Source organism: Streptomyces sp. NPDC048182 (assembly GCF_043202555.1).
Lineage (GTDB): Bacteria > Actinomycetota > Actinomycetes > Streptomycetales > Streptomycetaceae > Streptomyces.
Genome location: NZ_JBIDAQ010000012.1, coordinates 86,857 through 107,964 on the forward strand (window position 1 = coordinate 86,857; position 21,108 = coordinate 107,964).

The window sequence follows — 21,108 nt, forward strand, 5'->3', positions numbered from 1 at the left end:
CACGCCAAGAGACCGTCGCACTGCGGTCCTTCGGCTCTGTCCGGGGGGTTCTCGTGAACCGTATCACAAACTATTTGATGAGGTCTTTACCTCTGGGTGTGCTTGCTGTCACACATGAGAGTGATGGTGCGCGTCTGTGCGTCCACCGCGTCGACTTGTCTGGTATTGCGGCGCTTTGGCGACCCATGGAACGGCAATGCTCTCGTCAGATTCTTACCTTGTGTGGCGGTGCCCGCCGATGGCCGTCGCGCCCACCGGCACCCGCGGCTCGCTCTCACCGGCGGCCGGCACCGGCTCGCCGGCGGCGGCCCGCAGCGACGCCCGCCGGCGGCGGTAGCGGGGCGGCACCAGGTGCTCGGCCCAGCGCGGCGCGCGCGGGGTGAAGCGCGGCAGCAGGAGCAGCACCAGGCCGATCGCGCAGAGGAAGACGATGCCGAGGACGATCCACATCGAGGCGGCGTTCACCGAGTAGGCGAGCGCGCCGAAGGCGATCAGCGCCGAGAAGAAGTACATGATCAGCACCGCCCGGCTGTGCGAGTGCCCGATCTCCAGGAGCCGGTGGTGCAGGTGCCCCCGGTCCGCGGCGAACGGCGACTGCCCGCGCCAGGTGCGCCGCACGATGGCCAGGATCAGGTCGGCCGCCGGGATCGCGATGATGGTCAGCGGCATGAGCAGCGGGATGTAGACGGGCACCATCTGGTGCACGGTGGTGCGCTCGGAGCCGCCGAAGAGGCTGTCCGGGTCCACCTGGCCGGTGATGGAGATCGCGCCAGCCGCCAGGACCAGACCGATCAGCATGGAGCCGGAGTCGCCCATGAAGATCCGCGCCGGGTGCATGTTGTGCGGCAGGAAGCCCAGGCACATGCCCATCAGGATGACCGCGAACAGCGTCGCCGGGGCGGCGGCCTCGATGCCGTACGAGTACCAGATGCGGTAGGCGTACATGAAGAACGCCGCCGCCGCGATGCACGTCACACCGGCCGCGAGGCCGTCGAGGCCGTCCACGAAGTTGACCGCGTTGATGGTGATGACGACCAGCGCCACCGTCAGCAGCGTGCCCTGCCACTGGGTCAGCGCGACCGTGCCGACGCCCGGGATGGGCAGCCAGAGGATCGTCAGACCCTGCACCACCATCACGCCGGCGGCGATCATCTGCCCGCCCAGCTTGATCAGGGCGTCGATCTCGAACTTGTCGTCCAGCACGCCGATCAGCCAGATCAGCGCCGCCCCGGAGAGCAGCGCCCGCGGCTCGTTGGACTCCTCGAAGACCTGGTGGAGGTTGGTCAGGTGGTCGGCGACCAGCAGGCCCGCGCACAGGCCGAAGAACATCGCGATCCCACCGAGCCGCGGGGTCGGTTCGCGGTGCACGTCACGCGCCCGGATCTCCGGCATGGCGCCCGCCACGATCGCGAACTTCCGCACCGGCCCGGTCAGCAGGTACGTCACCGCGGCCGTGATGCAGAGCGTCAGCAGGTATTCACGCACGGGCTTCCCCACAGGTCTCGCTGGCCATTCCCAGTCCCACACCCTAGCGATGCGCGCATACGGTTGGGGACTTCCGGGTAGCGACCATGGTTCCACGAGAAGCTGTGTACGGCGGGAAGGCCGCCGCCAGTGCGCCCACCGCCGCCCGCGCGGCGACCGCGTCGCGGGTGGCGCGCAGCGCGTCGGTGAGGAGCACCGCGACGCGCTCCATCTCCCCCTCCCCCATCCCCTGCGTGGTCAGTGCCGCCGTGCCGAGCCGCAGGCCGCGGGCGCCGGCGCGGGGCAGCGCGCAGCAGTCGGCGATCAGCCCGGCCGCCGCGAGCCGGCCGCGCGCCTCCCGGCCGTCGACGCCGAGCGGGGCCGGGTCCACCAGCAGGAGGTGGGTGTCCGTGCCGCCGGTCACCACGGTCAGGCCCTCCTCGCCGAGCCGGGCCGCCAGCGCCCGGGCGTTGGCGACCACCCGGTGGGCGTACGCGGCGAAGGCGGGGGTGCGGGCCTCCCCGAAGGCGGCGGCCTTGGCGGCGATGGTGTGCATCTGCGCACCGCCCTGGGTGAAGGGGAAGACCGCCCGGTCGACGCGCTCGGCCAGCTCGGCGCCGCAGAGGATCATCCCGCCGCGCGGGCCGCGCAGCACCTTGTGCGTGGTGGCGCACACCACGTCGGCGTACGGCACCGGACTGGGCGCCGCCCCGCCCGCGACCAGCCCGATCGGATGGGCGGCGTCCGCGATGAGCCGGGCCCCGACCTCGTCGGCGATCTCGCGGAAGGCGGCCCAGTCGAGGTGGCGGGGGTAGGCGATGGAGCCGGCCACGATGGCCCGGGGCCGCCGCGCGCGGGCCAGGGCGCGCACCCGCGCCATGTCGATCAGGCCGGTCTCCGCGTCCACCTCGTAGCCGGCGAAGTCGAACCAGCGGCCGGAGAAGTTGGCCGGCGAGCCGTGCGTGAGGTGGCCGCCGTACGGCAGGCCGAGGGCGAGGACGGTGTCGCCGGGGCGCAGCAGCGCGGCGTAGGCGGCCAGCACGGCGGAGGAGCCGGAGTGCGGCTGCACGTTGGCGTGCCCGGCGCCGAAGAGCTGCCTGGCCCGGTCGGCCGCTAGCCGCTCGGCCGCGTCGGCGTAGGCGCAGCCGCCGTGGTGCCGGGCGCCCGGGTAGCCCTCGGCGTACTTGTTGGCCAGCGGCGAGGCGAGCGCGGCGAGGACGGCGGGCGAGGTGAAGTTCTCCGCGGCGCCCAGCTGGAGCGTGGTGGCCTGCCGCTCCCCCTCGGCCAGCAGGATCTCGGCCAGCTCCGGATCCTGCCGCCGCAGGACATCGGTGTCGGCGGCCAGGGTGTCGGCGGCCTCGGATGTGCGGGTGACCGGCATGGTGCGCTCCGGACATGCGGCGACGGTGACGTACGACCAATGTAGGCCCGTAGCGTCCCGGATGCCCGAGTTGTCCCCGGGTTCCCCGGGCTACGCGCGGGCGGCGACGCCGGTCAGGGCCGTGACCACCGGGTCCAGGGCCTGGTGTATCTCGTCGCCGACGGAGCGGAAGAAGGGCAGCGGGGCGCCGTACGGGTCGTACACCTCGTCCGCCTCCGCGGTGGGCGCCAGCAGCCAGCCGCGCAGGGCGGCGGCGGCGCGGACCAGCGACCTGGCGCGCACGACCAGGCCCTCGTCGAGCGCCGGCAGGGTGGCCGGGTCGATGGCCTTGACCAGCCGGGTGAACTCCTTCAGCGTGAAGGTGCGCAGCCCCGCCGAGTGCCCCATGGAGATGACCTGGGCGCGGTGGTCCCGGGTCGCGGTGAGCACCAGGTCGGCCCGGATCACGTGCTCGTCGAGCAGCTCGCGCCCGGTGAAGCCGGCGGCGTCCGCGCCGAAGTCGGCCAGGACGGCCTCGGCGTTCGCCTCCATCGGGGCGCCCTCGTGGCCCCAGGTGCCCGCGCTCTCCACGATCAGCCCGACACCGAGGACACCGAGCCGCTCGGCCACGAAGTGCCGGGTCAGGCGCTCGGTGATCGGCGAGCGGCAGACGTTGCCGGTGCTGACGTGCAGGATGCGGAAGCTGTCGCGCGGCAGCCCGAACGTCGAGGTCATCTCCCCGGGCCGCTCCCCGCCGCCTATCCCACGCCCCGTCCCCGGGGCCGTCAATTCGCCACCTCGAGGTCGGGTACCACCTTGCGCAGCTCCTCCGCGGAGAGGGCGCCCGCGCGCAGCAGCACCGGCACCTCGCCGGTGACGTCCACGATGGAGGACGGCACGTTGCCGGGAGTGGGGCCGCCGTCCAGGTAGACGGAGACGGAGTCGCCGAGCATCTGCTGGGCGGCGTCGCAGTCCTCGGGGGCCGGGTGGCCGGTCAGGTTGGCGGAGGAGACGGCCATCGGGCCGACCTCGGTGAGCAGCTCGATGGCGACCGGGTGCAGCGGCATGCGCACGGCAACCGTGCCCCGGGTGTCGCCGAGGTCCCACTGGAGGGACGGCTGGTGCCGGGCGACCAGGGTCAGCGCGCCCGGCCAGAAGGCGTCCACCAGCTCCCAGGCCATCTCCGAGAAGTCGGTCACCAGGCCGTGCAGAGTGTTCGGGGAGCCGATGAGGACGGGCGTGGGCATGTTGCGGCCCCGGCCCTTGGCGTCGAGCAGGTCGGCGACGGCCTCCGCGGTGAACGCGTCGGCGCCGATGCCGTACACCGTGTCCGTCGGCAGGACCACCAGCTCGCCTCGGCGGACGGCGGACGCGGCCTCGCGCAGACCGGTCGTGCGGTCGGTCGCGTCGTTGGTGTCGTATCGCCGTGCCATCTAGCGGGCCTCCTCGTACACGTCATACACGTCATGCGCATGCTGATGCTGATGCGAGGACTGCGGGAGCGCAGTCGTCGGGAGGGTCACGGCAGCGCCTTGCGGGCGGTCGCGAACCTCGGGCGCTTGTTGAGGTCGGGGTGGTCGGCCGCGTCGGCCCAGCCCCGCTCCTCGGTGAAGATCCACGGCACCTGGCCGCCCTGCGTGTCGGCGTGCTCCACCACGACGACGCCGCCGGGGCGCAGCAGCCGGTGCGCGGTGCGCTCCAGGCCGCGGATCAGGTCGAGGCCGTCCTCGCCGGAGAACAGCGCCATCTCCGGGTCGTGGTCGCGGGCCTCCGGGGCGACGTACTCCCACTCGGTGAGCGGGATGTACGGCGGGTTGGAGATCACCAGGTCGACCTGGCCGTCCAGGTCCGGGAAGGCGGTCAGGGCGTCGCCCTGGCGCAGGTCGACGCGGGAGCCCTGCACGTTCTTGCGGGTCCAGCGCAGCGCGTCCTCGCTCAGCTCGACGGCGTGCACGCGGCTGCGGGGCACCTCCTGGGCGAGGGCCAGCGCGATGGCGCCCGAGCCGGTGCACAGGTCGACGATGCAGGGCTCGACCACGTCCATCGCGCGCACGGCGTCTATCGCCCAGCCGACCACCGACTCGGTCTCCGGGCGGGGCACGAAGACGCCGGGGCCGACCTGGAGCTCCAGGTAGCGGAAGTAGGCGAGCCCGGTGATGTGCTGGAGCGGCTCGCGGGCCTCGCGGCGGGCGACGACCTCCCAGTACCGGGCGTCGAAGTCGGCGTCCGGCACGGTGTGCAGCTGGCCGCGCTTCACGCCGTGCAGGTGGGCCGCCAGCTCCTCCGCGTCGGTGCGCGGCGAGGGCACGCCGGCGTCGGCCAGCCGCTGGGTGGCCTGGGCCACCTCCGCGAGCAGCACGCTGCGGGGGTTCGGGGGTCGCCCCCCGGGATGTTGCTGCACGCTTGAGCCTCCGAGCTGTTCTGACGAGTGTGCGGTCCTGACCTACGCGGCCGCCAGTTTCGCCGCCGAGTCCGCGTCGACGCACGCCTGGATCACCGCGTCGAGGTCGCCGTCCAGGACCTGGTCCAGGTTGTACGACTTGAAGCCGACGCGGTGGTCGGAGATGCGGTTCTCCGGGAAGTTGTAGGTGCGGATCTTCTCGGAGCGGTCGACGGTGCGGACCTGGCTGCGCCGGGCGTCGGCGGCCTCGCGCTCCGCCTCCTCCTGCGCCGCCGCGAGCAGCCTGGAGCGCAGGATACGCATCGCCTGCTCCTTGTTCTGGAGCTGGCTCTTCTCGTTCTGGCAGGAGGCGACCACGCCGGTCGGCAGGTGCGTGATGCGCACGGCCGAGTCGGTGGTGTTGACCGACTGCCCGCCGGGCCCGGAGGAGCGGTAGACGTCGATGCGCAGGTCGTTGGGGTTGATCTCCACGTCGATCTCCTCGGCCTCGGGCGTGACGAGCACGCCGGCCGCGGAGGTGTGGATGCGCCCCTGGGACTCGGTGGCCGGCACCCGCTGCACGCGGTGCACCCCGCCCTCGTACTTCAGCCGCGCCCAGACGCCCTGCCCCGGCTCGGTGGCGCCCTGGCCGCCCTTGGTCTTCACGGCGACCTGGACGTCCTTGTAGCCGCCCAGCTCGGACTCGGTGGAGTCGATGATCTCGGTCTTCCAGCCGATCCGCTCCGCGTAGCGCAGGTACATCCGCAGCAGGTCGCCCGCGAACAGCGCCGACTCGTCGCCGCCCGCGCCCGCCTTGATCTCCAGGATGACGTCCTTGTCGTCGCTCGGGTCGCGCGGGACGAGCAGCAGCCGCAGACGCTCGGTGAGTTCCTCGCGCTGCTTGTCCAGCTCCTTGACCTCGGCGGCGAAGTCCGGGTCGTCGGCGGCCAGTTCGCGCGCGGTCTCGATGTCGTCGCCGGTCTGCTTCCAGGACCGGAAGGTGGCGACGATCGGCGTCAGCTCGGCGTAGCGCTTGTTGAGCCTGCGCGCGTTCGCCTGGTCGGCGAAGACCGACGGGTCGGCGAGCCTGACCTCAAGGTCGGCGTGCTCGGCGACGAGTTCCTCGACGGCCTCGAACATCTCGGTCTCCTGGAATGCGTACGAAAGGTGAAGGGCGGGCGACCAAAAACGCCGGTCCCGGCGCTCCCCCTCGCGGGGGCGCGGCCGTGGACCGGCGATGGTGGCTCGCTACTTCTTGGAGCCGGCGGCGGCCTTGCCGAAGCGGGCCTCGAAGCGGGCCACTCGGCCACCGGTGTCGAGGATCTTCTGCTTGCCCGTGTAGAACGGGTGGCACTCGGAGCAGACCTCGGCGCGGATGGTGCCGGAGTCGATGGTGCTGCGCGTGGTGAACGACGCGCCACAGGTGCAGCTGACCTGGGTCTCGGTGTACTCGGGGTGGATGTCGCGCTTCAAGGTGTCTCCTAGGTTCGGGAGGGCGCCGGGTCGCTTCCGCGGATTGCGGTCGCGTGAACCGGGGCCGACGTACCAGTCTGCCAGCACTGGCGTCATCCCCCAAAACCGGGGGCGGGGCCCAGGTATTCCCGGGCCCCGGCGGGGTGCTCAGCCTCCCGAGACGACCCCGTCGGCGCCGCCCTTCGCGCCGCCCTCGGTGGCGTCCGCCGGGATCGGCTTGTCCCGCTTCAGGGCGCTCCACACCTGCGCCGCCTTGTCCTTCTCGACCAGCACGCGGTTGGCGTCGGCCGGGTCGTACTGCACCGGCAGCGTGACCATGTCCATGCCGCCGGGCTTGATGCCCTTGAGGCCGGAGGCGAAGGACATCAGGGAGTTCACCGAGCCGAGGTCGGAGTCGGTGGTGACGGTCTTGGTGGCGGTGTCCGCGATGTCGTACAGCTTCTTCGGGTTGTCGAGCAGGCCGAGGCTCCCGACCCGCTGCATCAGCGCCTTGACGAAAGCCTGCTGGAGCTGGATGCGGCCGAGGTCGGAGCCGTCGCCGACGCCGTGCCGGGTGCGGACCAGGCCGAGCGCCTGCTCGCCGTCCAGGGTGTGCGCGCCGGCCTTCAGGTCGAGGTGGCTGTCGGGGTCCTGGATGTCCTTGGTGGTGGTCACCTGGACGCCGCCGAGGTCGTCCACCAGGTGCTGGAAGCCGGCGAAGTCGACCTCCAGATAGTGGTCCATGCGCAGCCCGGAGACCGACTCGGCGGTCTTCACGGCGCAGGCGGCACCGCCGGTGGAGTAGGCGGAGTTGAACATCGCCTCGTGCTCGGCGGGGTGCTTCGTGCCGTCGGTGCCGGTGCACTCGGGGCGGTCGACCAGGGTGTCGCGCGGGATGGAGACCACGCTGGCCTTCTTGTGGCCCTTGTGGACGTGCACGATCATCGCGGTGTCCGAGCGGGCGGTGCCGTCGTCGGCGCCGCCGCCGAGCTTGCCGTTGCCGCCGGCCCGGGTGTCGGAGCCGAGGACCAGGATGTTCTCCGAGCCGTCGTCGGCCTTGTCGGGCCGGTCGGTGCCGAGGGCCTGGTCGATATTGACGCTCTGGAGGTTGCCGTTGAGCTTGAAGAACAGCACTCCGGCGCCGGTGCCGCCGAGCACCACGACGCCCGCGGCGCTCCAGGCGGCCACCAGCAGCGCCTTGCGCCGCCTGCTGCGGGGCTTGCGGCGGCGGCCCTTGGCCTTGTGCCGGGCCCCGCTGCCGCGGGGCGGGCCGGGTATGCCGGGGTCGGGCGTGCTGTCGGCGGACATGTGCTCCTCGAATCGTCCGGTCGGCTGCTCCCCTTTGCTCGGGGTCGGCGGGCCGGCACGGGGGATCCGAGCCGGTACCTCACCATCGTCCCCCCGTTCGGGCTACGACGGAACTCGGGCAAGGGTTGCACAACGCACCGTGCCCGGCGCGTACGGCGCCGGGCACGGAGAGTTACCAGGAGGAGTGCCCGCAAGGCGGTCACCTGCGGTTTCAGCTGAACAGGTCGAAGCCGCCGTAGCCGGTCCCGATCTTCACCGGTGTGGCGAAGATCGCGCTGCCGGACGAGCCGGTGCCCTTGTACAGGTACAGGTTGCCGGGCTTCGTGACCGCGACCATGTCGGCCCTGCCGTCGCCGGTGACGTCACCGGGGGTGATGACGGTCGTGACGGCCGGCCAGCTGCCCACCTTGACCCCGCTTGTGAAGCGGCCGCCCGAGCCGGTGCCGCGGTACAGGTAGATGCTTCCGCTGCCGGAGCGGGCGAGCATGTCCGCCTTGCCGTCGCCGGAGAAGTCCCCGTGGCCGCGCAGCTGGTTGAAGGCGCTGAAGCGGGTGGCGATCTTCACGGCACCGCTGAAGGTGCCGTCGCCGCGGCCGGCGTACATCAGCAGGTTGTTCGCGGAGTCCAGGGAGACCAGGTCCGGCAGGGTGTCGCCGGTCAGGTCGCCCGGCACCAGGATCTGCTTGCGGCTGCTCCAGCCGGTGGTGACGGTCTTGTTCGCCCAGGTGCCGCTGGAGGGCACGTAGTGCGACCAGATCAGCTGACCGCCGGTGAGGCGGTAGAGCAGGTCCTGGTAGCCGTCCCGGTTCAGGTCGGTCTGGACGACGAGGTTGGCGCCCTTCCAGCTCCCCCAGGACTCGGCGGCGCCGAAGGAGGAACCCTTGGAGTCGCGGGAGAAGCCCTGCTGGTCGGACTTGCGGCGCAGCCACAGGTCGGCGCGGCCGTCGCCGCTGATGTCGGTGTCGTCCACCCGCGGGTAGGTCGCGGGGGCGTAGGCGCCGACCTTGCTGAAGACGCCGTAGGCGCCCTTGGCGACGCAGTCCTCGACGCCCCAGGAGACGACGCCGACGATGCGGCCGCCGACGACCAGCGGGCCGCCGGAGTCGCCGTTGCACGGCGTGGTGGTGCCGGTGTCGGAGCCGGTCGCCGCCAGGCCCGCGCAGACCATGTGGCCCTTGACGTAGTCGCCGCCCCAGGCGCCGGAGCAGACGGTGTCGCTCCGGATGGGCAGGGAGGCCGACTTCAGCACCGGGGAGATGGCCTGCGAGGTGGAGCTGGTGCGGCCCCAGCCGTAGACCTTGGCCGTGGTGCCGGGCTGGTAGGAGGCGGTGTCGGACGCCGTCGTCATGGGGATCGGCTTGGCCTTGACCGGGTTCGGCAGGGTCAGCAGCGCCATGTCGTTGTCGTACGTCACCGCGTTGTACGACGGGTGGTTCCACTGCCGCCACACACCCGAGAGGGTGCCGCCGTGCAGGTCGCTGCCGGTGGCCAGCTGGGCGGTGCCGGTGACGATCGCGCCATGGGCGTGCCAGTTGTAGCCCTTGACGCAGTGCGCCGCGGTGAGGATCTTCGTCGGCGCGACCACGGCACCGCCGCAGAAGAAGCCGATGTCGTCCGAGGTGCGGCTGGTGCCGCGGTCGTCGGTGTAGAAGAGCTGCGCCATCCAGGGCGCCGTGGAGATGCCGGTCGACACGCCGCCGATGATCTTCGGGTCGATCCTGCTGCCCGGGGCGGCGTCGCCGCTCCGAGTGGAGCCGCTCTGTGCGCTGCCGCTCTGGGCGCTGCCGCTCTGTGCGCTGCCGTGGCCCTTGCCGGGCGTGTCGTCACCGGCGACGGCGCCCGCGACGCGCTGGAGCAGCTCGGCCCGGGACACGGTGTGCCGGTCCGGCGTGACGACGGGGTTCGGCGCGGCCGGAGCGGCCCCCGCCGAGGTCGTCGTCAGCGTCAGGGCCACGGCACCGGCCAGGCCCGCGGCGAGCGCGGGCAGGGCGAAGCGGGTCCGGCGCCGGTGGCGGGCAGGCCGCCCGGACGCGGACATGGATGTGGTCACTCAAGTCCCCCCAGGAGTTGAGAGTGCTGCGAAGAAAGTGGTGCGGCGGCGGTTCGGTCCCCCCGGACGCCGCCCACTGAAGAGACGGTGATCGTACACCTGTTCCCCCGCGCATGAGGAAGCCCCCGTCACGTACGTGACGGGGGCTTCCTCCGGAGGGCGTGCGGGCGTCAGTCGCCGTTGCCCGGCGTCGGGGTCGTCTTCTGGATCTGCATCAGGAACTCGCCGTTCGACTTGGTCTGCTTCATCTTGTCGAGGAGCAGCTCGATGGCCTGCTGCGAGTCGAGCGCGTGCAGCACCCGGCGCAGCTTCCACGTGATGGCCAGCTCGTCGCTGCCGAGCAGGATCTCCTCCTTGCGGGTGCCGGACGCGTCGACGTCCACCGCGGGGAAGATGCGCTTGTCGGCGAGCTTCCGGTCGAGCTTGAGCTCCATGTTGCCGGTGCCCTTGAACTCCTCGAAGATCACCTCGTCCATGCGGGACCCGGTGTCCACCAGGGCGGTGGCGAGGATGGTCAGCGAGCCGCCGTCCTCGATGTTGCGGGCCGCGCCGAAGAAGCGCTTCGGCGGGTAGAGGGCGGTCGAGTCGACACCACCGGACAGGATGCGCCCGGAGGCCGGGGCGGCGAGGTTGTACGCGCGGCCCAGGCGGGTGATCGAGTCGAGCAGCACGACCACGTCGTGACCCAGCTCCACCAGGCGCTTGGCGCGCTCGATGGCCAGTTCGGCGACGGTGGTGTGGTCCTCGGCGGGGCGGTCGAAGGTCGAGGAGATGACCTCGCCCTTCACCGACCGCTGCATGTCGGTGACCTCTTCCGGACGCTCGTCGACGAGGACGACCATCAGGTGGCACTCGGGGTTGTTGTGCGTGATCGCGTTGGCGACCGCCTGCATGATCATGGTCTTGCCGGTCTTCGGCGGGGCCACGATCAGACCGCGCTGGCCCTTGCCGATGGGCGAGACCAGGTCGATGATCCGGGTCGTCAGCACGCCCGGGTCGGTCTCCAGGCGGAGCCGGTCCTGCGGGTAGAGCGGGGTCAGCTTGTTGAACTCCGGGCGGCCGCGGCCGTGTTCGGGCGCCATGCCGTTGACGGAGTCGAGCCGGACCAGCGCGTTGAACTTCTCGCGGCGCTCGCCCTCCTTGGGCTGGCGCACGGCACCGGTGAGGTGGTCGCCCTTGCGCAGGCCGTTCTTGCGGACCTGGGCGAGGGAGACGTACACGTCGTTGGGGCCGGGCAGGTAGCCGGAGGTGCGGATGAAGGCGTAGTTGTCGAGGATGTCGAGGATGCCCGCGACCGGGATCAGGACGTCGTCCTCGTTGATCTGCGGCTCCTGCGGGACGTCGTCGCGCCCGCGGCGGCCCCGGCGGTCGCGGTAGCGCCCGCGACGGCCACGACGGCCGCCGTCGTCGTCGAAGTCGTCCTGCTGCTGGCGGTCCTGACGGCCGCCGCCCTGCTGGCCCTGCCGGCCGCCCTGGTTCTGCTGGTCGTCGCCCTTGCCGCGGCGGTCGCGGTCGCGGCCACCCCGGTCGCGGTCGCCGCCCCGGTCACCCCGGTCGCCGCGGTCGGCGCCCCGCTCACCGCGGTCGCGGCGGTCGCGGCGGCGGCCCTCGGCGCCGTCGGTGTCGCCCTGGCCCTGCTGCTGGCCCTGGTTCTGCCCCTGGCCCTGGCCCTGGGACTGGGTCTGCTGCCCGGCCTGGTCGGCCTTCGGCTGCTGCTCGGTGCGGGTGTCGAGGGCGACCGCCTCGGTGCCGCCGGCCGGGCTGCCGGCCTCGGCGGTGGCGCGGCGGCGGCGCCGCTCGGCCGGGGCGCCGTCGACGGGGGCGCCGGCCTGCTCGGCCTGGGCGCCGTTCTTCCCGGAGGGCTGGCCGGGGATCTCGATCTGCTGCGGGGCCCCGGGGGCCTGCTCGGCGGCGGCCTTGCCGGCCTTCTTCTCCGCCTTGCCGGCCTTCTCCGCCTTGTCGGCGGGGGCCTCGTCACCCGTGCGGGTGCGGGAGGTGGCGCGGCGCTTGGGCTTGGTCTCGCCGGCGTCGTCCGCCGCGGCGGGCGCGGCCTTGGCGGGTGCCCCGCCGCCGGCCTGCGCCTCCTTGATGACCTCGATCAGCTGGCTCTTGCGCATCCGCGCGGTGCCCCTGATGCCGAGGCCCGAGGCGACCTGCTGGAGCTCGGCCAGCACCATGCCCTCGAGGCCGGTACCGCGGCGCCGCCGGGAGCCGGCACCGGAGGCAGGCGCGGAGGCGTCCGTGGCGGGCGCGGCAGCGGTCTCCTCGACACGTGCGCCCATCAGATCGGTGGTGTCGCTCACGAAGGGTCCTTCCCTGGAGCGGACGTCGGCCTGTCTGGCTCGGCGACCGGTTGTGCTGTCCGGCTTCGGTCCTTGCTGTGTGAACCGTGCCGGGGCGGTGGTCCGCCCGTTCGGCGGAAGAGATATCTGGTGATGGCGCTTCCCCCAGCCATGACACCCGGTGGCGGGGTCACGCGGCGTGGTCGCACCGGTTCCGGAGCCTGCCCGGCGGACCGCTCAGTGTCCGTGTCGGCCGCACGCGTCTACTGATCACGTACGGCGTCCACCACACAAGGCGGCTTGGGGGGCTCCCGGAAGAAGGTCTGTCCCGGACGGGGACACGAGGCACCTCGCCATGGTGGGGTCGGGTGCAGACTTGAGGTTAACACTACCGGATCCAACAAATATTCCCCCTCTCGAAATCCGGCAACCGTGTGTCAGGCCGCGAGCGGCAGAACGCTCGCCCCCTGCGCGTCCAGGCTCAGCCGGTTGGCGGCCCAGTCGGTGCCGGCCAGTGCTTCGACCTTGTCGGCCGTCTCGGCGTCCGCGAGCGCCATGACCGTCGGCCCGGCGCCGGAGATGACCGCGGGGATGCCGTCCCCGCGCAGCCGCTCCACCAGGGCGGCGCTCTCCGGCATCGCGGGCGCCCGGTACTCCTGGTGCAGCCGGTCCTCGGTGGCCGGGAGCAGCAGCTCGGGGCGCCTGGTCAGGGCCTCGACGAGCAGGGCCGCGCGGCCGGCGTTGGCGGCGGCGTCGACGTGCGGGACGGTGCGCGGGAGGAGTCCGCGGGCGGTCTCGGTCAGGACCGGCTTCCCGGGCACGAAAACCACCGGAACGATGGAATCGGCGGGCTCCATCCTGATCGCCCGGGCGGCGCCGCCCTCCATCCAGGAGAGGGTGAACCCGCCCAGCAGGCAGGCGGCCACGTTGTCCGGGTGGCCCTCGATCTCGGTGGCCAGGTCGAGCAGCGCGGCGTCGTCGAGGCGGGCCTCGCCGCCTATGGTGACCGCGCGCGCGGCGACGATGCCGGCGCAGATGGCGGCGGAGGAGGAGCCGAGGCCGCGGCCGTGCGGGATGCGGTTGGCGCAGACGATCTCCAGGCCGCGGGGCTGCCCGCCCAGCAGGTCGAAGGCGGTGCGCAGGGCGCGCACCAGCAGGTGCTTCTCGTCGCGCGGCAGCGTCTCGCCGCCCTCGCCGGCGATGTCGATGTGCAGCCCGGAGTCGGCGACCCGGACGACGACGTCGTCGTACAGGCCCAGCGCGAGGCCGAGGGCGTCGAAGCCGGGGCCGAGATTGGCGCTGGTGGCGGGGGTGCGCACCCGCACGGCGGCGGCGCGGAAGGCTGGACCGGCCATCGCTGGACGACTCTCCTTGAACTGCGTGACTGTCTGGAACTGGGTGGCGCTGGGGGGCTGTCGAAAGACATGCGAGGAGTACGGAACACACGCGCGACCGCACGGACGGTGCGGCCTACCGGCATATGCGGTGGGCGGGTTCCCCCCAGCTTATCGAAGGAAGGTTCTGCGGCGACACAGGGCGCACGGGAGGCGCACGAGGCGTGTCGGGGCGGCGCGCCCACGGGACCCGTGAGGGGCCGCCCCGATGCCGGGCCGGGTCAGGCCAGGCCGAGCCGCTCGGCCGCCGTGGCCGCGTCGACCGGCACGGTGACCGGCTGCGGGGCGCCGGCGACGGCCCAGTCCGGGTCCTTCAGGCCGTTGCCGGTGACGGTGCAGACGATGCGCTGCCCCGGGTCGACCTTGCCCTGCTCGGCGGCCTTCAGCAGACCGGCCACCGACGCGGCGGAGGCGGGCTCCACGAAGACGCCCTCCTGGGAGGCCAACAGCCGGTAGGCGCGCAGGATCTCACGGTCCGTCACCTCGTCGATGGCGCCGCCCGAGTCGTCGCGCGCGGCGAGGGCGTACTGCCAGGAGGCGGGGTTGCCGATCCGGATGGCGGTGGCGATGGTCGAGGGGTCCTTGACGACCTCGCCGCGCACGATGGGCGCGGAGCCGGACGCCTGGAACCCCCACATGCGGGGCTTGCGCGAGGCCACCCCGTCGGCGGCGTACTCCTGGTAGCCCTTCCAGTACGCGGTGATGTTGCCCGCGTTGCCCACCGGCAGCACGTGGATGTCGGGCGCGTCGCCGAGCATGTCCACGATCTCGAAGGCGGCGGTCTTCTGCCCCTCGATGCGCACCGGGTTGACGGAATTGACCAGCGCGACGGGGTAGTTGTCGCTCAGCGCGCGGGCCAGGGTGAGGCAGTCGTCGAAGTTGCCGTCGACCTGGAGGATCTTGGCGCCGTGCACGAGGGCCTGGCCCATCTTGCCCAGCGCGATCTTGCCCTGCGGCACGAGGACGGCGGAGACCATGCCGGCCCGCACGCCGTACGCCGCGGCGGAGGCCGAGGTGTTGCCGGTGGAGGCGCAGATGACGGCCTGGGCGCCCTCCTCCTTCGCCTTGCTGATCGCCATGGTCATGCCGCGGTCCTTGAAGGACCCCGTCGGGTTCGCGCCCTCGACCTTGAGGTGGACCTCGCAGCCCGTGCGCTCGGAGAGCACCTGCGCGGGCACGAGGGGCGTGCCACCCTCACGGAGCGTCACGACCGGTGTGCTGTCGGAGACGGGCAGCCTGTCCCGGTACTCCTCGATGATTCCGCGCCACTGGTGGGTCATTGCTCGTTACTCTCCTTCAACCCGCATGATGCTGGCGACACCCCGCACGGTGTCGAGCTTGCGCAGCGCCTCGACGGTACCGCCGAGGGCGGCGTCGGACGCGCGGTGGGTGACGACGACGAGGGATGCCTCGCCGTCCCCGTCCGGACGGCTCTGCTGCCGGACGGTGTCGATGGACACGCCGTGCTCGGCGAACACGGTCGCGACCTGGGCGAGCACGCCCGGCTTGTCGGCGACGTCCAGGCTGATGTGGTAGCGCGTGACGACGTCGCCCATCGGCGAGACGGGCAGCGCGGCGTACGCCGACTCCCCCGGCCCGGTGGCGCCGCCGATCCGGTTCCGGCACACGGCCACCAGGTCCCCGAGCACCGCGGACGCGGTGGGCGCGCCGCCCGCGCCGGGCCCGTAGAACATCAGCTGCCCGGCGGCGTCCGACTCCACGAACACCGCGTTGTAGGCGCCGCGGACACTGGCCAGCGGGTGGCTGAGCGGGATCATCGCGGGGTGGACGCGCGCGGTGACGGAGGCGCCGTCGGCGGCCCGCTCGCAGATGGCGAGCAGCTTGATGGTGCAGCCCATAGCCTTCGCCGAGGCGAAGTCGGCGGCGGTCACCTCGGTCATGCCCTCGCGGTAGACGTCGTCGAGGCGCACGCGCGTGTGGAAGGCGATCCCGGCGAGGATGGCGGCCTTGGCGGCGGCGTCGAAGCCCTCGACGTCGGCGGTCGGGTCGGCCTCGGCGTACCCGAGCGCGGTCGCCTCGTCCAGGGCCTCCTGGTAGCCGGCGCCGGTGGAGTCCATGGCGTCGAGGATGAAGTTGGTCGTGCCGTTGACGATGCCGAGCACCCGGTTGACCTTGTCGCCGGCCAGCGACTCGCGCAGCGGCCGGATCAGCGGGATGGCCCCGGCGACGGCGGCCTCGTAATACAGGTCCTTGCCGTGCTCCTCGGCGGCGGCGTGCAGCGCGGCGCCGTCCTGGGCGAGGAGGGCCTTGTTGGCGGAGACGACGGAGGCGCCGTGCGCGAAGGCGGTGGTGATGAGGGTGCGGGCCGGCTCGATCCCGCCGATGACCTCGACCACGACATCGAGGTCGCCGCGTTTGACCAGGGCGGTCGCGTCGGTGGTGACGAGGGCCGGGTCGATGCCCTCGCGCACCCGGTCGGGCCGCCGCACGGCCACGCCCGCCAGCTCCACGGGCGCGCCGATGCGGGCGGCGAGGTCGTCGGCGTGCGTCGTCATGATGCGCGCCACCTCTGAGCCGACCACTCCACAGCCCAGCAGCGCCACCTTCAGCGGACGCGTACGCATCATCCGACCTCGTTTCCTCATACCGTCTACGGTCCGACCAGTCTCACTCACCGGACGGGATTTCCTACGCTTGGTCCGGATCGTGAGACATGAATTTCGTCTCGTGAGCACACCCGGCTAAAGGATCTCCGCCGGCGCCTGATGGGGGGTCACTGGGGGGTCACCCCACGTCGAGCCGGAGCAGGTCCTCCTCGGTCTCCCGGCGCACGATCACCCGGGCCTCGCCGTCCCGCACGGCGACGACCGGCGGCCGGAGCACGTGGTTGTAGTTGCTGGCCATGGAGCGGCAGTACGCCCCGGTGGCGGGCACCGCGATCAGGTCGCCCGGCGCGAGGTCGGCCGGCAGGAAGGCGTCCTTGACCACGATGTCCCCGCTCTCGCAGTGCTTGCCGACCACGCGGGCCAGCATGGGCGCGGCGTCGGAGGCGCGGGAGACGAGGGCGACGCTGTACTCGGCGTCGTAGAGCGCGGTACGGATGTTGTCCGACATCCCCCCGTCGACGGAGACGTAGGTCCGCAGCCCCTCCAGCGGCTTGACGGTGCCGACCTCGTACAGCGTGAAGGCGGTCGGCCCGACGATGGCGCGCCCCGGCTCGACCGAGATGCGCGGGGTGGTGAGCCGGGCGGCCTCGCACTCGCGGGTGACGATCTCGGTGAGCGCCTTGGCGATCTCGTGCGGCTCGCGGGGGTCGTCGTCGCTGGTGTACGCGATCCCTAGCCCGCCGCCGAGGTCGATCTCGGGCAGCTCGACCCCGTGCTCGTCGCGGATGTCCCTGAGCAGCCCGACCACCCGGTGGGCGGCGACCTCGAACCCGGACATGTCGAAGATCTGCGACCCGATGTGCGAGTGGATCCCGATCACCTCGAGCCCGTCGAGCTGCAACGCCCGCCGCACGGCCTCGGCGGCCTGCCCGCCGGCCAGCGGGATCCCGAACTTCTGGTCCTCGTGGGCGGTGGCGATGAACTCGTGCGTGTGCGCCTCCACCCCCACCGTGATCCGGATCTGCACCGGCTGCCGCCGCCCCAGCTCCTGCGCGATGTGGGCGACCCGCACGATCTCCTGGAAGGAGTCGAGCACGATCCGCCCGACCCCGGCCTCGACGGCCCGGCGGATCTCGGCGGAGGACTTGTTGTTCCCGTGGAAGGCGATCCGCGCGGGGGCCATGCCGGCGCTGAGCGCGGTGGCCAGCTCGCCTCCGCTGCACACGTCCAGGTTGAGCCCCTCCTCGTCCAGCCACCGCACGACGGCCCGGGACAGGAACGCCTTCCCGGCGTAGAACACGTCCGCGTCGGCACCGAAGGCGGTCCGCCAGGCGCGCGCCCGGGACCGGAAGTCGGCCTCGTCGAGCACGTAGGCGGGGGTGCCGTACTCCTCGGCGATGCGCGTGACGGCCATCCCGCCCACGGTGACGGCCCCGTCGGCGTCGCGCCCGACGGTCTCGGCCCAGACCTTGCCGTCGAGGGCGTTGAGGTCGGTGGGCGGGGCGGAGTAGTGCCCCTCGGGGAGGACGTCGGCGTGACGGGGCCCGGCGGGGTGTGCGGAACGGCTCATGTCGCTGGGTTCTCTCACTCTGGCTAGAGATGGTCGGGTGCGTCGATGCCGAGCAGGGTGAGGCCGCCGGCCAGCACCGCCCCGACGGCTTCGGCGAGCGCCAGCCGGGCACGGTGGGCGGCCTCGGGTTTCTCCGCCCCACGCGGCAGCACGGTCACCAGGAACGGCAGCGCGGCGTCGGCGACGGCGACGAGGTGGCGGGCGAGGCGGTCGGGGGCGCGGTGCTCTGCGGCGGTGGCGAGGACGCGGGGGTGGTCGGCGAGGAGGCCGACAAGGGGGTTGTCGACGAGGCCGGGTTCGGCGGCGAACCCGAGGTCGGCGGCGTTGCGCTGGACGCTGAGGGCGCGGGCGTGGGCGTAGCGGACGCGGAAGAGGGGGTTGGTCTCGCGCTGGGCCAGGCACCCGGGACCGATGTCGGGCCGGTCGTGGGGGGCGGGGTGGAGGAGGGCCCAGCGGGCGGCGTCGGGGCCGAGGGCGAGGAGGTCCTCGGGCGGGCCGGGGGCGGGTACCGGCCGCACATCGACGCTCGTCTCGGCGGGCGCGGGCCCGACCGCGTCGGGACTCACCCCGAGCCCCGTACGCCACTCCACCGGGAGCGCGGCCTCGCAGGAGAGCCGCACGGGAACACCCTGGGACCGGAGTATCCGGGCGGCCGCGTCGGCGACGACGAGGGCGCGGGGGTCGAGGGGGCAGTGCAGCCGCACGAGCCGTCGCCCGTCGGGGGCGTCCGCGCACCCGTACCGCTCACGACGCTCCAGGATCTCCCGGACGAGGGCGGCGGGCGCGCTGGAAGCGAGGCTGATGTTGAGAAATCCGGGGCCGGTGAGGACGACGTCGCGGATGCCGGCGGCACGGGCGAGGTGGGCCTGAAGAATCGCGGCGACATCGGGCGCCGGCCGCTGGGCCGCGCGCGCGAGCTGGAGGGCGATGCCGGTGGCGTAGTCGCCGCACCCCCCGCCGCGCGGCGGCGCGACCACGGCCTTCTCCGGCACGGCGACGTCCAGCTCCCCCGCGTCCACGGCGAGACGCACCGCGTGCAGCACGGTGCGGGAGAGCTCTACGGGGGTCACGGGTCAAGCGTAGGGGAGGAGGGGGTGGGGTAGGCGACCTGGTTTGCCGGGGATCCCGAGATGTGGACGGCACAAAGGCGCCTACGCCTGAGCGGGTGACCCGCCCTGCCCCCGAGCGGAGGCGGCCCCTGGGGCTCCTGGGGCTCCTGGGGCTCCTGGGGCCGCTGGGTCGCCCCCCTCACCATCCCCGTCCCCTTCTCCCTCCACGGGCCGCTCGCCACCACTACCCCTCGCCCGCCCCTCGATCAACTGCTTCACGAGGTCGACGAGATGCTCGGGCTCGAACGGCTTGGGAAGAAAGGCGTCGATACGAGGCCCGCCGCCACCCAGGAAGTCGTACTCGGTACAGGCGCTCACGATGGCGACGGGAAGATCCCGGGTCCGCGGATCCGCCCGCAGCCTCTCGGCGGTGGCGAGCCCGTTCATCCGCGGCATGGCCATGTCGAGGGTGACGACATCCGGCCGCACGTCATGAACGACTTCCAGACACTCGGCACCATCGACCGCGGTCACGACCTCGAAGCCCTCCAGCTCGAGATTGACCCTGATCAGCTGCCGGATGACCTTGTTGTCATCGACAACAAGCACCCGGCCGGACGCCCTAGCCACACCCCGAGCGTAGGTCCGCCCCGGCCACGCCGTCCGGGTTTTCCCCACTTCCACCCCGTGCGGGTGACATGGCCTCGACGGCTGACGCTCCTGTACGCCCCGCCCTGCGGAAACCCGTACCGGACCACCCCACCCGAGCTGGTAGTGTTCTACCCGTCGCCGCGAGCAACCCCAGCCCGCGCCGAACACGCCCCCGTAGCTCAGGGGATAGAGCAACGGCCTCCGGAGCCGTGTGCGCAGGTTCGAATCCTGCCGGGGGCACATGTTTTAAGGTGTGTCCAAGACCCCGTCACCAGCGGAAACGCTGAGGCCGGGGTCTTCGCGTATGTGCAGGGTGGTGCCTACTGTTGCCGCTGAACACGCCGCCGGGCGCGCCCAACAAGTGATCGACGTTCACCTTGTCGGCCAGGGTATGGAATGCAGGACCCGCCAGCCGGGACTTCACCAGCCCCTGGCGCCAGGAATCTCACTCTGTGCGACGAGGCAAGAGCTATGAGACACGCCGCTCAATGAAACCCGCGTCGGATTTTGTCGAGCAAGTCCCGCAGGGGCTCACCAGAACACAACTGGGTGCCATACCGCAACGAGAAGTTGACTTACCTCGTTGCAACATGGTCGGAGGCGAAGGGATGCGGCACGAGGCTCGGCAGACCCGCTGAACGTACTGCCCATTCCCGGGTAGGCCCTCCGAAGCGGTGGACCGTCCGGCGACTTCCGCGCAAGCCGCCGCCGTGACCGGTGTCAGTGACAGCGCGGCCGTCTCGTAAGAGCGACGACGCGGGCTGACGGGCGGGATCAGCTCCATTCGCGGGGGCGGGGCGCCAAGATCTCCGTGACCACCGTGCGCGACGAGGCCATGACCTCCGCTGTGAAGCGGCGTGGGCCGATGCCCAGTCGGCGTAGGGCCGCGGTGTGGTCGGTGGCGACGATGACGGTGGTGGTGAGGAGGAGGAGTCGCCAACCGGTCATGACGGGCCGGCGTAGCGGCGCGGGAGTTCGGCCAGGGAGGCGCGGAGGCGGGTGCAGTGGAAGGGGATGTGGCGTTTCTCGTCGGCGAGGATTCGGGCCGCTACCTCCGAGGTCAGGGCGTCGTGTGTGCCGTCGCGCAGGGCGCGGTAGTAGTGGAGGGCCACCACCTCGGCGATCATCAGGACCAGGAGTTCCAGGCGCAAACCCAGGAGGCGGCGGAGGCGGATGAAGGCCGTGTCCGTCCAGTGGCCGGCGATCACGGAGCGGCCGCCCGCGGCCAGTAGGGCGGCCAGCAGGCGGGCGTGGTTCTGTTCCTCGGCGACGAAGAGGCGGACGGCCGCAGCGTATGCGGGGTCGCCGGCGCGGTCGGCCTTCGCGATGAGGTTCGCACCGTCGCCGTCCTCGCCGATCTGGAAGCGCTGGATGCCGGCCCACACCGGCGGGGGCAGGGTCGCGCCCTGGTTCCAGTCGGGGTCGCCCTGCGCCCGGCGCCGCTCGCGTTCCTGCTCGAAGCGCCGGGTCCAGGTCTGGAACTCGCCCTCGGATATGCGGTGCACGTCGTCGCGTCCTCTCCTGGACCCGGTGATGGAGTGCTCGGGTTCTGGAGAGGAACGACGCAGCCCGGCCGGTGGC

At 72.3% G+C, this 21,108-nt stretch carries 16 protein-coding genes, 1 tRNA gene and 1 pseudogene; 1 reads left to right on the forward strand and 17 read right to left on the reverse strand.

The window, feature by feature from the left end; genetic code table 11:
- Window positions 1–213: 213 nt before the first annotated feature.
- From ACGFZL_RS22840 to ACGFZL_RS22915, 16 genes are all read right to left on the reverse strand, one after another.
- Window positions 214–1,485: an MraY family glycosyltransferase gene (locus ACGFZL_RS22840; RefSeq protein ID WP_355169814.1), complete on the reverse strand. Its 1,272-nt coding sequence runs from the start codon at window positions 1,483–1,485 to the stop codon at window positions 214–216.
- Between the two features lie 43 nt (window positions 1,486–1,528).
- Window positions 1,529–2,845, reverse strand: a complete 1,317-nt coding sequence (gene glyA / locus ACGFZL_RS22845; RefSeq protein ID WP_393694237.1) for a serine hydroxymethyltransferase — start codon at window positions 2,843–2,845, stop codon at window positions 1,529–1,531.
- Between the two features lie 90 nt (window positions 2,846–2,935).
- Complete coding sequence (locus ACGFZL_RS22850; RefSeq protein WP_393694239.1) at window positions 2,936–3,613, reverse strand: protein-tyrosine-phosphatase; 678 nt, start codon at window positions 3,611–3,613, stop codon at window positions 2,936–2,938.
- Window positions 3,610–4,257 (reverse strand): L-threonylcarbamoyladenylate synthase, encoded by a 648-nt coding sequence (locus tag ACGFZL_RS22855; RefSeq protein ID WP_355169808.1) that lies wholly within the window; start codon window positions 4,255–4,257, stop codon window positions 3,610–3,612. Before ACGFZL_RS22855 ends, ACGFZL_RS22850 begins: the two co-directional genes overlap by 4 nt.
- An 86-nt stretch (window positions 4,258–4,343) precedes the next feature.
- Entirely contained in the window at window positions 4,344–5,183 is an 840-nt protein-coding gene (gene prmC / locus ACGFZL_RS22860; RefSeq protein ID WP_355169806.1) for a peptide chain release factor N(5)-glutamine methyltransferase, read from the reverse strand.
- 84 nt (window positions 5,184–5,267) lie between these two features.
- A complete protein-coding gene (prfA, locus tag ACGFZL_RS22865; RefSeq protein ID WP_393694242.1) occupies window positions 5,268–6,344 on the reverse strand; it encodes a peptide chain release factor 1 in 1,077 nt (358 codons plus the stop codon).
- A 108-nt stretch (window positions 6,345–6,452) separates the two neighbouring features.
- Window positions 6,453–6,677: a 50S ribosomal protein L31 gene (gene rpmE, locus ACGFZL_RS22870; RefSeq protein WP_355169802.1), complete on the reverse strand. Its 225-nt coding sequence runs from the start codon at window positions 6,675–6,677 to the stop codon at window positions 6,453–6,455.
- Window positions 6,678–6,824: 147 nt separating this feature from the next.
- Window positions 6,825–7,964: an LCP family protein gene (locus ACGFZL_RS22875; protein WP_393694244.1), complete on the reverse strand. Its 1,140-nt coding sequence runs from the start codon at window positions 7,962–7,964 to the stop codon at window positions 6,825–6,827.
- Between the two features lie 211 nt (window positions 7,965–8,175).
- A complete protein-coding gene (locus ACGFZL_RS22880) occupies window positions 8,176–10,002 on the reverse strand; it encodes a trypsin-like serine protease (RefSeq protein WP_393694454.1) in 1,827 nt (608 codons plus the stop codon).
- 182 nt (window positions 10,003–10,184) lie between these two features.
- Window positions 10,185–12,317: a transcription termination factor Rho gene (gene rho / locus ACGFZL_RS22885; RefSeq protein WP_393694246.1), complete on the reverse strand. Its 2,133-nt coding sequence runs from the start codon at window positions 12,315–12,317 to the stop codon at window positions 10,185–10,187.
- 416 nt (window positions 12,318–12,733) lie between these two features.
- Window positions 12,734–13,651, reverse strand: coding sequence for a homoserine kinase (thrB, locus tag ACGFZL_RS22890; protein WP_355169796.1), 918 nt, complete (start codon window positions 13,649–13,651; stop codon window positions 12,734–12,736).
- Window positions 13,652–13,911: 260 nt separating this feature from the next.
- Complete coding sequence (gene thrC, locus ACGFZL_RS22895; protein WP_355169794.1) at window positions 13,912–14,970, reverse strand: threonine synthase; 1,059 nt, start codon at window positions 14,968–14,970, stop codon at window positions 13,912–13,914.
- Between the two features lie 6 nt (window positions 14,971–14,976).
- Window positions 14,977–16,275, reverse strand: a complete 1,299-nt coding sequence (locus ACGFZL_RS22900) for a homoserine dehydrogenase (RefSeq protein ID WP_355169986.1) — start codon at window positions 16,273–16,275, stop codon at window positions 14,977–14,979.
- Window positions 16,276–16,435: 160 nt separating this feature from the next.
- Entirely contained in the window at window positions 16,436–17,827 is a 1,392-nt protein-coding gene (lysA, locus tag ACGFZL_RS22905; RefSeq protein ID WP_393694249.1) for a diaminopimelate decarboxylase, read from the reverse strand.
- A gap of 23 nt (window positions 17,828–17,850) precedes the next feature.
- Entirely contained in the window at window positions 17,851–18,897 is a 1,047-nt protein-coding gene (gene nrtL / locus ACGFZL_RS22910; protein WP_393694251.1) for an ArgS-related anticodon-binding protein NrtL, read from the reverse strand.
- 81 nt (window positions 18,898–18,978) lie between these two features.
- Window positions 18,979–19,506 (reverse strand): response regulator, encoded by a 528-nt coding sequence (locus ACGFZL_RS22915; RefSeq protein ID WP_393694253.1) that lies wholly within the window; start codon window positions 19,504–19,506, stop codon window positions 18,979–18,981.
- Window positions 19,507–19,695: 189 nt separating this feature from the next.
- Between ACGFZL_RS22915 and ACGFZL_RS22920 the strand changes: the two genes are divergently transcribed.
- Window positions 19,696–19,767 (forward strand) — tRNA-Arg (locus tag ACGFZL_RS22920).
- A 534-nt stretch (window positions 19,768–20,301) separates the two neighbouring features.
- Here the strand turns inward: ACGFZL_RS22920 and ACGFZL_RS22925 are convergent.
- Window positions 20,302–21,023 (reverse strand): annotated as a pseudogene (locus ACGFZL_RS22925) (ferritin-like domain-containing protein).
- Between the last annotated feature and the right edge of the window lie 85 nt (window positions 21,024–21,108).

Excerpts from the sequence above, each read along its gene's own strand:
- glyA (WP_393694237.1), bottom strand. The coding sequence starts at position 2,845 with ATGCCGGTCACCCGCACATCCGAGGCCGCCGACACCCTGGCCGCCGAC.
- ACGFZL_RS22855 (WP_355169808.1), bottom strand. The coding sequence starts at position 4,257 with ATGGCACGGCGATACGACACCAACGACGCGACCGACCGCACGACCGGT.
- prfA (WP_393694242.1), bottom strand. The coding sequence starts at position 6,344 with ATGTTCGAGGCCGTCGAGGAACTCGTCGCCGAGCACGCCGACCTTGAG.
- ACGFZL_RS22875 (WP_393694244.1), bottom strand. The coding sequence starts at position 7,964 with ATGTCCGCCGACAGCACGCCCGACCCCGGCATACCCGGCCCGCCCCGC.
- ACGFZL_RS22880 (WP_393694454.1), bottom strand. The coding sequence starts at position 10,002 with ATGTCCGCGTCCGGGCGGCCTGCCCGCCACCGGCGCCGGACCCGCTTC.
- thrB (WP_355169796.1), bottom strand. The coding sequence starts at position 13,651 with ATGGCCGGTCCAGCCTTCCGCGCCGCCGCCGTGCGGGTGCGCACCCCC.
- thrC (WP_355169794.1), bottom strand. The coding sequence starts at position 14,970 with ATGACCCACCAGTGGCGCGGAATCATCGAGGAGTACCGGGACAGGCTG.
- ACGFZL_RS22900 (WP_355169986.1), bottom strand. The coding sequence starts at position 16,275 with ATGCGTACGCGTCCGCTGAAGGTGGCGCTGCTGGGCTGTGGAGTGGTC.
- lysA (WP_393694249.1), bottom strand. The coding sequence starts at position 17,827 with ATGAGCCGTTCCGCACACCCCGCCGGGCCCCGTCACGCCGACGTCCTC.